10 protein-coding genes and 1 CRISPR repeat array are annotated in these 11,610 nt (G+C 48.1%); of the genes, 6 read left to right on the top strand and 4 right to left on the bottom strand.

The features are described from left to right. Positions 1-65: 65 nt before the first annotated feature. Together JGK11_RS16280 and JGK11_RS16275 are read right to left on the bottom strand one after the other, a co-directional pair. Positions 66-389, bottom strand: coding sequence for a hypothetical protein (locus JGK11_RS16280; protein WP_293212280.1), 324 nt, complete (start codon positions 387-389; stop codon positions 66-68). Positions 390-540: 151 nt separating this feature from the next. Then, entirely contained in the window at positions 541-879 is a 339-nt protein-coding gene (locus tag JGK11_RS16275; RefSeq protein WP_293205496.1) for a hypothetical protein, read from the bottom strand. A 208-nt stretch (positions 880-1,087) separates the two neighbouring features. Between JGK11_RS16275 and JGK11_RS16270 the strand changes: the two genes are divergently transcribed. The 3 genes from JGK11_RS16270 (at position 1,088) to JGK11_RS16260 (ending at position 4,137) form a co-directional block, all read left to right on the top strand. Next, positions 1,088-1,579: a helix-turn-helix domain-containing protein gene (locus JGK11_RS16270; protein WP_293205494.1), complete on the top strand. Its 492-nt coding sequence runs from the start codon at positions 1,088-1,090 to the stop codon at positions 1,577-1,579. A gap of 210 nt (positions 1,580-1,789) precedes the next feature. Next, positions 1,790-2,875 carry a galactose-1-phosphate uridylyltransferase gene (gene galT / locus JGK11_RS16265; RefSeq protein ID WP_293212279.1) on the top strand — a complete coding sequence of 362 codons (1,086 nt, stop codon included), beginning with the start codon at positions 1,790-1,792 and terminating at the stop codon, positions 2,873-2,875. Positions 2,876-3,039: 164 nt separating this feature from the next. Further along, a complete protein-coding gene (locus JGK11_RS16260) occupies positions 3,040-4,137 on the top strand; it encodes a M24 family metallopeptidase (protein WP_293212278.1) in 1,098 nt (365 codons plus the stop codon). 174 nt (positions 4,138-4,311) lie between these two features. On the opposite strand, the gene JGK11_RS16255 is transcribed toward JGK11_RS16260, so the two are convergent. Beyond that, positions 4,312-4,758, bottom strand: a complete 447-nt coding sequence (locus JGK11_RS16255) for a clan AA aspartic protease (protein WP_293212276.1) — start codon at positions 4,756-4,758, stop codon at positions 4,312-4,314. A 244-nt stretch (positions 4,759-5,002) separates the two neighbouring features. After that, positions 5,003-6,034 carry a pyruvate dehydrogenase (acetyl-transferring) E1 component subunit alpha gene (pdhA, locus tag JGK11_RS16250; protein ID WP_293212274.1) on the bottom strand — a complete coding sequence of 344 codons (1,032 nt, stop codon included), beginning with the start codon at positions 6,032-6,034 and terminating at the stop codon, positions 5,003-5,005. 400 nt (positions 6,035-6,434) lie between these two features. Between pdhA and JGK11_RS16245 the strand changes: the two genes are divergently transcribed. The 3 genes from JGK11_RS16245 to JGK11_RS16235 all read left to right on the top strand — a co-directional run bounded on the left by JGK11_RS16245 (position 6,435) and on the right by JGK11_RS16235 (position 10,380). Next, positions 6,435-8,756: an IMS domain-containing protein gene (locus JGK11_RS16245; protein ID WP_293182275.1), complete on the top strand. Its 2,322-nt coding sequence runs from the start codon at positions 6,435-6,437 to the stop codon at positions 8,754-8,756. After that, a complete protein-coding gene (locus JGK11_RS16240) occupies positions 8,723-8,899 on the top strand; it encodes a hypothetical protein (protein WP_293182277.1) in 177 nt (58 codons plus the stop codon). Before JGK11_RS16245 ends, JGK11_RS16240 begins: the two co-directional genes overlap by 34 nt. A 329-nt stretch (positions 8,900-9,228) precedes the next feature. Beyond that, positions 9,229-10,380 carry a glycosyltransferase family 4 protein gene (locus JGK11_RS16235; protein ID WP_293212273.1) on the top strand — a complete coding sequence of 384 codons (1,152 nt, stop codon included), beginning with the start codon at positions 9,229-9,231 and terminating at the stop codon, positions 10,378-10,380. An 8-nt stretch (positions 10,381-10,388) separates the two neighbouring features. Beyond that, positions 10,389-11,385: a CRISPR direct-repeat array (repeat unit 37 nt; unit sequence GTTTCAATCCCTGATAGGGTTTTAGGTATTTTCCGGC). Positions 11,386-11,610: the final 225 nt, after the last annotated feature.

The following is an 11,610-nucleotide window of genomic DNA, read 5'->3' as shown; positions in this document are numbered from 1 at the left end:
CCCAGATAAATCGTCTGCCCAATCTTCACAAATGGTTTGTGGAAATTTTCGCTAAACCCACATAGCTATTGGATCATTCTTTTTGTGGAGGCCTCTAATGCCACAAGTACCACTAATGCTTCCTGAGCATAGTAGTCAATTTTATGACCCGAGTTATAGGGAAGATTCAAGTTTTTAGCGACTGGCTGGAGAACGGTAGCAGCATCTTTTGGTGTAACTTTACAACCCTTAAGTTTGTTGTATAGATACTCCACAGCTTTGTCAGGAATGTCGTAAGAGTAAGTCACTTGTTCCCGATTAGGGTTGATTTGCTCTACTCGGTAATAATCCTCTAGGTAGTAGACTCGGCGAGAGTTACGCAGTTCGACTTGCCCAATAAACTTAATCAATGGTTCCTCCTCTTTTAGTTGAGCGGTCGCATTTTTATAACTTCGTTTTGTAGCGGTAAGGAGGCATTGTCCACCTACAGATAGAGCTGGTGCGTAAATCCTGTTCGTATTTAGAAAGAGATGGTTTGCGAAGCCTAATTCTACCTATCTATTAACGGCCCAAATCTTCCTCAAGTTTGCGTTTCATGTCCCCAGAGAGAGGTAAATTCCGAATTTCTCCACACAGACGCGATCTTGATTCTCCGTTTTGAAGGCGCTGTCTGTAAATCCCAATTAGCACTGCTTCAAGACCATACTTAGACAACATTTCTGTAGCTAAACCTATCATTCCAAGCATTGCGATTCCGCCTAACATACCTGCTGGGCCACCTAACGCTGCTAAAGCTGCTGTAATTGCAGCCGCACCTGCTAAACCTGTAGTTCCCATCACAATTACCAGCATAATTGCGGGTAATCCCAATGCCGCAGCTTTTCTAACAAATTCATCCATTTTACGATACCCCACTCTTTTAATTAAAATGTCCATTCATGGCCTGGAACGACACCCCGCAAGAAGTGAGTCTTCCCGTGACAGCTAAAGATCGAGAATTAACCTGTACTTTTTAATATAACTTAACCAACATTAGCTGAGAAACTAATAAGCATTAGAAATTGTGTTAGAATTTGATTAGGAAAACTCCAAAAACCTATCCCCTCCAATGGCATCCTCTAACGATCGCTTCCCCGAAGCTGCCCGCGACTGGGACTTAGAAACCCTTTATACAGACCTCGCATCCGCCAAAGGCAAGCGTCTCACGCCCACAGAGAAACAACATCTACGGGGCCTACTCTGCGGTCACAGTCCCACCGAAATTGCCGAAACGCTCAGTAAAAACCCCAAAGGGATTGCCGTAGATTTCTGTAATACTTTATACCAATATGTCAAAAATCTTGTAGGCAAAGCTGATGAAAAGGTAGAAAACTGGAGGAAGATTTGTGAATGGCTGGAGGACGCAGGATATAAAACTCAGTCGTCTCCCGAACCTGAATCAGGCGATTGTTTATCGGCAAAAATTATAATAAAAAAAGCAAATGTAGTTCTTGATAAAAATCAAATCATAGTTGATATCAATCTGCGAATAGTAGCCTCCTCAACTTCAGAAATTCCCATTATAGAAAAGTTTGATATCAATGGCAATGGTGCAAACTAAGGAAAATGCGATCGCACGCATCATACCAAATCATACTTAAATACCCCTTTATTCTTCAGTCCGCGAAGGCGGACGAAAGTTTGTGTAGACGCGGTTTCAACCGCCGAGTATCTTTTTAACATAATTTGCGACTTTAGATAGGGGCGAATTCTCAAAGCACAAAGTTATACTCCTAAAATCCCTGAAAACCGATCGCCCGCCCCAACCAAAATGCACTCCCAAATATTGCGAAAACCAGACGGCCGCCCACTGACACTCTACAGCCGCTACCCAATCCCAGAAGGAATCGCGGCCGTAAGTCCCAGCAATGAACCCGTACAGGCAAACCCGCACTTTCGCTGGCATCCTTTGCGGGGGGAATGGGTAGCATACGCCAGCCACCGTCAGGGAAGAACTTTCATGCCGCCGCCGGAATACAACCCGCTGGCTGCGACAATTAATCCCAAATTCCCGACAGAATTGCCACCTGGAGATTACGATGTAGCTGTTTTTGACAACCGCTTTCCCTCGATGACTTTTCAGGCAAAAAACGCACCTGCAAATATTGTCGAAACTTTGCCTGCTAAGGGCATTTGCGAAGTCGTTGTTTTCACTCAAGATCCGCTGGCTTCCCTCGGTTCTTTAGAATTATCTCACTTAGAATTGCTGTTAGAAGTATGGGCCGATCGCACTTCAGTTATCGGCAGCAATCCAGAAATTCAATACGTCTTGCCTTTTGAAAATCGCGGCGTCGAAGTTGGAGTGACTTTGCACCATCCCCACGGTCAAATTTACGCTTATCCCTTCGTGCCACCGGTGCCGGCCCGGATGTTAGAATGTCAGTCGGTTTACTATCAAAAAAACAGTTCCGGTTTGCTCCAAGATTTGATTCAAAAAGAGATTGCTGACAAACAGCGAATTCTTTATTTAGATGAAGAGGCGATCGCCTTTGTGCCCGCTTGCGCCCGCTACCCTTACGAAGTTTGGATTGCGCCCATAACTCCCGCTGCCACATTTATCGATTTGACGGAAAAACAGCGTCAATCCCTCGCTAAAGCCTTAAAAACAGTCACCCTTAAATACGACGGTTTGTGGCAGCGCCAATTCCCTTATTTGATGGCTTGGTTTCAAGGGCCGACAGACGGGAATCCGCATCCAGAGGCGCATTTGCACGCTGAATTTTATCCGCCCTATCGATCGAGCGATCGGCTAAAATATCTAGCAGGAACCGAACTCGCCGCCGGAATGTTTGCCAACGACGCATTACCTGAAGAAAAAGCCAAAGAATTGCAAGCAGTAGCTGTAAATCTATTTTAGATTTTAGATTTTAGATTTTAGAGATTTACCGTGGAGAGGGGCGGGTTTAGGAGACGAGCGTTTTTAGGCAATTATTGTTAGTAAACCCGCCCCTACAAGATTGCGGTTAATCGACCAGACATGATATTATATCCGTTACACAATCCGCTGCCGAACTTTCATCTATGATAAACTCATTAAATCCAGAAGTCGATCGCAAACTCGAATTCATCCGCAAAACCTTAACCGAAACCAGAGCGATCGCCCTGCGGTTGCGCGGCACGGATTGGTTTGCCTGGGCCACAGCGGGCGGTTCCAATACAGTATTGCTAACCGCAGAAACCGGAGTTGCAGAAATATTAATTACCGCCGAAAACGCTTTTGTGCTGACAGATGAAATCGAAGCTCAACGCTTGCAAGATGAAGAACTTCCCGCAAATTTTCAAATGCACATCTATCCTTGGGCGGATGTTGCACAGCGCGAGAGTTTTGTCAAAGAAATCACTGCGGGCGGTAACGTGATGTGCGATCGACCAAATTCCCAAGAAACGCCAATAATCGCATCTTTACAATCCCGCAAACAGACAATAATGTCAAGCGAATTAGAGCGCTATCGGCGAGTCGGAAGTTTAGCCAGCGAAGCAATGACAGAGGTACTTTCAGCAGCCAAACCAACATGGACAGAATATCAGCTAGCGGGTGCCGGTGCAGAGGCATTGTGGGCTAGAGGCTTGCATCCAGCCCTGACATTAGTTGCTGGAGAAAGGCGTTTGCCGCTGTACCGCCACGCCACCGCCACCGCCGAAAAAATTGGGCGACAAGCAATGCTAGTATTTTGCGCTAGGGGAGGCGGTTTGTATGCCAATTTAACCAGATTTGTCTGTTTTGGTTCTCTGGAAAAACAGCATTCAGAATTGCACCGACAAGTTAGAGAAATTGAAGCTGCTGGTTTAGATTCGTGCCGCCCGGGAGTATTGCTTAATGCTGTTTACGAGACACTAAAAACTGCTTACGAACAGCACGGATATCCTCAAGCAATTCGGGAACACCATCAAGGTGGAACTACGGGATATTTGGCGCGGGAAATTGTGGCGAATCCGGCTACTTCAGATATTTTAACAGAGAATACGGCTGTGGCTTGGAATCCGAGTTTGTCTGGAGCAAAAATTGAGGATACGTTTGTAATTTCCAGCGATGGAAAGTTGGAAAATTTGACATTCGATGCGAATTGGTCGAGTGTAGAAGTAGCAGGCAGGTTGCGCCCGGTGCCGCTGGAAATATAGCCGAAGCAAAGCACGACGCGGATTTTGATACGGATACACGAATTAATTATCGAGTTATATCAAATCCGGTACATCGGAATTAATAATTACCCACAATCAGGACACGGCAGTGCCGTTTCCCTACCCCGATTAATTGTAGGGACAAAGGCCAAGCCCTGTCCTCTGGATTTAGTCTTAAACTCTCAATACAGGTCTTTCGGGATTTTCGGGATTGGGAACTAGACGCTGATTCTTGCAATCTACCAGCAAATCTAATGTTTCTAACACAGTTTGACCGATTAGCACCATATCCCCTAAAACCATTGCTGCCTCAATCGTCTCGCGTCCTTCCAGTTCAATCAGAATAGGCCCGGTCAATCCCACAGTTTCTTGTCTGCCATCAGCATATTTGGCTATTTCTTGACTCCGAATTCTTAAGCCGAGGTGTTCGCAGACTTCTAGGGGAATTGCTGTGCGTACTGCACCACTATCTATCAGTGCTTCTGCTTCATACACGCGCAACAGATTTGGATTGAGCAATCCTCTCTTGACTAACTCTTCATCAATGGCATTCGTTAGCTTAACTTTGACTCGAACTGCGCCCATATTTTTGCTGATTTGAATTCGATCGCAATTTATCATAAAAATCGCCTCTCTTTCGTCTACAAAGTCTACCTTTGATTCTAGCTTGAAATTTGTGCAGCCACAGGTTTTAAGGGTACATCTCAATTTTGTAAGGGCGAAGCATTTCGGCAGACAATTTATTAGTAATAACCAGAGATTTACTGCCGAAATGCTTCGCCCCTACGAGTATATTTGCAAAAATGGGATGCTCCAGGTCTTAACCTGTAGGCTGCAACAACATTCGGCTAAATATGTCTAAAGACTATTCATCTTCAGCATAGATATACCGATACAATTCGCTCGGATCGGGTTCGGGGCTTTTCTCCGCAAACTCTACCGCATCATCAATTACAGCTTCGATCTTTTTGTCGATCGCCTTTAATTCCTCAGCAGTCGCCAAAGTGCGATCGATCAAATCAGCAGCCAACTTCTTAATCGGATCGCGCGGGAACCAATATTCCTTCTCTTCCTTAGAGCGCAATTCGTCAGGATCTGCCAAAGAATGTCCGCGAAAACGATAAGTCAAAGCCTCGATCACAGTCGGCCCTTCGCCGGCCCGCGCCCGCGCTACAGCTTCCTTCGCGACTTCCCGCACCGCCAAAACATCCATCCCGTCAACCTCAACTCCAGCCATGCCAAAAGCATGAGCTTTCTTGAAAATCATCGGGTCAGAAGTAGCTCGCTCGTGGGCCATGCCGATCGCCCATTTGTTGTTTTCCACAACATAAAGAATCGGCAATTTCCACAAAGCCGCCATGTTCAAACACTCGAAAAACTGCCCGTTATTTGCCGCACCATCGCCAAAAAAACAAGCAGTCACGCCATCGGAACTTTCATCTCCCAAAGCTTCGCGCCGGTACTTCGATTGAAAAGCCGCCCCCGTAGCTACAGGAATCCCCTCAGCCACAAAAGCATAGCCTCCCAACAGCCGATGTTCTGCCGAAAACATATGCATCGAACCGCCGCGGCCCTTCGAGCAACCGGTTTCCTTTCCGAACAACTCCGCCATTACTTCCCGCGCCGGTACGCCCGCGCTCAAAGCGTGAACGTGATCGCGGTAGGTGCTGCTGACGTAATCCGTACTATCGCGGCGCATCGATCGAATCACCCCAGTAGACACGGCTTCTTGGCCGTTGTACAAGTGGACAAAACCAAACATTTTGCCCCGGTAGTACATCTCAGCACACTTGTCCTCAAAAAAGCGCCCCAAAACCATATCCTCGTAGAGCATCAAGCCCTCATCCCGAGAAATAGTTACGCTTTGTGCGTCAAAAACTGGTAGAGTCCGTTCCATAAAAAATTAATACCCGATCGGCTGCCTAAACATCTAAATGTAAACCGACAGAGGACACAACCGCAGCATAAAATGGGCGAACATTTTCCCAGCAGCAGTTACAAGCATTGTTAAAATGAGCTTAGTATGGGAAATTTGCCAAAATAGGGAGAGCCAACTGCCACATCGACCCGCTGCGGTTGTGTCTAAAACTTAAGATCGGTCTTGTTCAAAGTGGGGCAGGATGCGAACCTCACTCTAAAACGCCGTAGAGGGAAACAGTCGGAGTACCTTGAAGGAAGTTCTCGATATCCTTAACAGGACTCAGAAGCTCACATCAAAATCATATTTTTGAGATTTGATGTGAGAGCATCACCTAAGATAGGCTAATTCAGTTGCTAGCGCTTTGGGGAAGTGGACAGTGCTCATTCCACTAGATTACTACCGTATTTTGGGTCTACCGATTCAAGCTACTGCCGAACAGTTGCAGCAGGCTCACCGCGATCGCACTTTACAGCTTCCACGCCGGGAGTATTCCGAAGTTGCGATCGTCGCCCGCAAACAACTGATCGATGAAGCCTGCGCCGTTCTGTCAGACTCAGACGGGCGCAAAGCTTATGATGTCAGTTTTTTAGCCAAAACTTACGATCGAGAGTCGGAAGCAGCCATGGCGGCCAAGCAGAGGTCGAAAACCTCTACTGGGCCGGCCACAGTCCTGCAAGATGCAGGAGAAACCGTTGCGGCAGAGTCTAAGGCTTTAGACGCTGCTCCTGACCCCCACACTCCAAGTATTGAAATCGATGACAACCAATTCGTAGGAGCCCTGCTCGTACTGCAAGAACTGGGGGAATACGAACTCGTACAGAAGCTGGGGCGCCCGTATCTCAACAATGGCAGCATCGCGATCGACGAAGGCCGCTTCGGCGACCCGCAGCTCGTGCGGCCCGATATCGTTTTAACCGTAGCCCTGGCCTGCCTAGAACTCGGCCGCGAACAGTGGCAGCAAGGTCAATACCAAAATGCGGCAAAATCACTAGACGCAGGTCAAGAACTGCTGCTGCGCGAAAGCTTATTTCCAAGCGTGAGGGGTGAAATGCAAACCGATATATACAAACTCCGTCCGTACAACATTTTAGAATTACTATCGCTCCCCGAAGAAAAAGTCTCCGAGCGCCGCCAGGGACTGCAAATCCTGCGAGAAATGCTGGAGGAACGGGGCGGCATCGATGGCTCGGGGGACGATCGATCGGGTTTAGGAATAGAAGACTTCCTCCGCTTCGTCCAGCAACTCCGCAAACACCTAACCAGTAGCGAGCAGCAGACCCTATTTGAAGCTGAAGCCGGCCGCCCCTCCGCAGTGGCCACTTACCTCTCGGTCTACACTCTGTTAGCCCAAGGATTTGCCGCCAGACAGCCTTCGATGATCCGCCGCGCCAAGCTGATGCTGATGCAGCTCGGCCGCCGCCAAGACGTTCACCTCGAAAAAGCTGTGTGTTCGCTGCTGCTGGGCCAGACAGAAGAAGCCAGCAGATCTCTCGAACTCAGTTCGGAAAAAGAACCCCTCGCGTTCATTCGCGAACATTCCCAAGATTCTCCCGATTTGTTGCCAGGACTCTGCTTGTACGCCGAACACTGGCTGCAAGAAGAAGTGTTTCCTCACTTCCGCGACTTGGCAAACCAGTCAGTCTCTTTGAAAGATTATTTTGCCGATCCGAAAGTCCAAGCTTACCTAGAAGCTTTGCCCTCGGATGCCGAAACCGCCAACGAATGGGTCGTCGTGCAACCGAGATCGGGCAAACCTCAGGGGAAACTGCAACCACCCGGCGATCGCCCGCCTGCACCTCCACAGCCTCCCGCCGCCAAACAGGCAGCCAGTAGTCTCACCTTGACCCCCGTACCGACTGACAGATCCAGCGCAGCTTCAGCGCCGAAATATCAGGCAACGGCGGCAGGAATTGGGGCTGCGGCGGCCGTCTCTCTCCCGACAGCTACGGCGGGACGGCCTGCGGCCTCGACCTCCAAACCGCGCAGGAACCCGAGTTCGAGCCGGCGCAGCGGAGCGATCGGCCAGGGGTTAACAGGTTCTTTTGCCGATCGGGCGCGCACCCTAGCAGCCCAAATTGGGGCCCAAGTCAAGTCCCTGCCACCAAACAAGCTGGCTCTGCTTGTCGTCGCAGCCGTCCTGAGCCTGTTAATTCTGTGGTTAATACTCAGTCTGTTTTTGAGTGCCTTGCAAGCCCTCTCAGGCCCATCTCTCCAAGGAGAACAAGCCCGCGTCAGCCTCGATGCACCGCCCATAGAAATCCCCGCACTAGCCCCTGCCCCAGAGCCTGGCGCCCCCGCCCCCGCCCCAGTGTCGGGAGCAATGACGGAAGAAGGAGCCAAACAAATAGTTCAAGACTGGCTGTCGGCGAAAGCAGCGGCTTTGGGCCCCAATCACGCTGTCGAAGAATTACAGAAAGTTCTCACAGAACCGGCTTTGTCTCGCTGGCAATTGATGGCAGATGCCCAACAGAAAAACAACGCCCACCAGCGTTACGTGCACAAGCTAGAAGTTAAAGGAGTTAAGACAAATCCGACTAATCCCGATCGCGCCGAAGTAGAAGCCCAAGTCAGCGAAAAAGCCGAAACCTTCGATCGCGAACAGTTAGTTACTTCCCGCAACGAAAACCTCCGCATTCGCTACGACTTGATCCGCCAAGAGGGACAATGGCGGATTATGGATTGGCAAGTGATGAAGTAGGGAATTGGGCATTGGGAATTGGACATTGGGCATTGGGTGTCCCAAGTAACGGAGGAGACGGCAATGCCGTTTCCCTACTCCAAAATGATCGATTATCCTCGGGCGAGGAGGAGACGGCAATGCCGTTTCCCTACCACGATTAATTGTAGGGAAACGGCAGTGCCGTTTCCTGATTTTGGGTAATATTAAATCCGTTTGCATCGGAATGATATAAATGGAGGAGACGGAGGAGACGGCAGTGCCGTGTCCCTACGATCAATTGTAGGGAGACGGCACTGCCGTCTCCTCTATATTATTCCGGTGCAGCCGGAATTGATATGATATTACATCCCGTACATTGCTCGTTAGCCGAACTTTCTTCTGCTAGAATTTTAAATTCTTAGATCGGAGTTTTGAATTGCAAATTATTGTTGAATGCTGGCGTTTTATTTGTCATTCCTATTGCGTATTCAATCAATTTCAACTATTAGAAATGCTCGTAGGCGTAAGCCGGGGCGTAAGCCATCGCCCTCCAGGACAAATTGAGCTTTTTCACCGGGATACGCCCTACGTAGACGCAGCTTGGGAGACAAAAGTTAGTTTGTTCGATCGCCCGAATGACCGATTACTCCGCAGCATTCCGAGCCCTCGGGAAAATCAGTCAGCCGACGTGACGCTGCGAATGCACTGCCCGTGGGACTTTGCAGCATCCAGCAGCACCGAAACTTGGGTATTTGCAGCGACAGAATGGGGGATTATTACCAGTACAGTATTGCAGGCGATCGGCGTTAAGTCGATCGCCCAAACTCCGGTTAATTCAGAAGTAAAAATTATTACACCTTCGGCGTGGTCAAAAGCGGGCTTAATTCGTAGCGGAGTTGAGGGCGATCGAATTGCGGTTGTACCTTTGGGAGTCGATCCTCATATTTATTATCCTGTTTCGGGCGATCGGCGTCAATTGCTGCGCGAAAGCTTCGGTTGGTCAAACTATTTTATATTTTTAAACATCGGAGGACAAACCGATCGCAAAGGGATTCGTCCTTTATTAAAAGCCTTCGCGGCGGTAGTTGACAAATATCCAGATGCGAGATTAGTTTTGAAAGGTTCAGAATTGCTTTATCCGTCTAGAGACGAGATTGCTGAAGCCTGCCGAGTTGTGCTCAACGATGCTGAAAGAGCGAGGGTTTTACCGAGATTAATTTATACTGGGAGCCAGCTATCTTTTGCTCAAATAGCGGAGATTTACCAAGCAGCAGATGTTTATGTTTCTGCTTATTTGGCGGAAGGTTTTAATCTGCCGGTGTTGGAAGCTGTGGCTTGCGGTTTGCCGGTGATTTGTACGGAGGGCGGGCCGACTGATGATTTTACTCGATCGGACTTTGCACTGCGAATCGAGAGTAAATTGACGGCTGTGGTAATTGAGGGAGAAACCTTATTTATGTTAGCTCCGGAGTGGGAACATTTGACTGATTTGATGCAGCGGGCGATCGAGCAGCCTGGAATTGCCGCGAGAGCTCGGGTTGCGGACCCGGGTTTTGTGGCTGATAATTTTAGTTGGGGGCGATCGGTCGATCGGCTACTTGAGGTTATGGGAGGGGATAAAAGGAGTGAGGAGAAGTCTATTTTTGAGCCAATAATTTTGTAATTTGGGCGTTTCAAGCCCTAGATGGGGAAATAGGTATTTTCCGGCGTAAATGACATAATTGAACAGCTTCGGCATGGAGGAACCCCTGGTTTCAATCCCTGATAGGGTTTTAGGTATTTTCCGGCTCACGCATAAGATATACCAATTTAGATAAGATATCCTGTTTCAATCCCTGATAGGGTTTTAGGTATTTTCCGGCACAAGGTTTTGGTTCCTTACACCTACCCGATAGGTATGTTTCAATCCCTGATAGGGTTTTAGGTATTTTCCGGCAAGGTAAGCGTTTTTGGCTTTACGTTGGTTTACCCGAGTTTCAATCCCTGATAGGGTTTTAGGTATTTTCCGGCTCTGAGCAGTTTTGTTGAGCGAGAATTCATTGATTGTTTCAATCCCTGATAGGGTTTTAGGTATTTTCCGGCCTTCCCCTGACGAAAGATCCCAGCCTGGCACTCAGTTTCAATCCCTGATAGGGTTTTAGGTATTTTCCGGCTTTAATTTAGGTAGGTAAATATGCCGATTGCTTTGTTTCAATCCCTGATAGGGTTTTAGGTATTTTCCGGCCAGGGAGGGAATCAGTTCCTCGCTTCGATCGGACGGTTGTTTCAATCCCTGATAGGGTTTTAGGTATTTTCCGGCTTTAACACAGCAAAGAATTGATGTCAACAAACAAGTTTCAATCCCTGATAGGGTTTTAGGTATTTTCCGGCTCATGAGCCGACCTCGGCTTTGGGCAGCTCCTGTGACCAAACCAAGTTTCAATCCCTGATAGGGTTTTAGGTATTTTCCGGCGAAAAAATCGATGTCTTTGTCTCTCTGTGCAAAGTTTCAATCCCTGATAGGGTTTTAGGTATTTTCCGGCCCTGATGTGTTGTTGAAAAAGATTGTGTTCTGAACGGTGTTTCAATCCCTGATAGGGTTTTAGGTATTTTCCGGCACCGAAGATCCGTCTCTACATCCGCGACGAGAATGTTTCAATCCCTGATAGGGTTTTAGGTATTTTCCGGCCGCCCGCTCCAGAAGCCTTGGTGTATTTGGTTTTCAAGGTGCAGTTCCGTGAATCTAAAACAAAAGTACCATTCCAGCCCTAGGCTTGTCAATCCCCAATTTTTCATACTCACCCCAAAGACGTTATCCTGTAAAGCTTTCAGATTTTCCGTGAATCGTTTTTTGAGACTAGGGGCATCAAACTCTTGCTGCACATCAGTTTCAGCCAAAAAATTTGATACCCCT

This window comes from Microcoleus sp. PH2017_34_RAT_O_A (assembly GCF_020737885.1).
GTDB lineage: Bacteria > Cyanobacteriota > Cyanobacteriia > Cyanobacteriales > Microcoleaceae > Microcoleus.
Note: the sequence above shows the minus strand (reverse complement) of the source record. Positions and strands in the feature narration are given on the sequence as shown.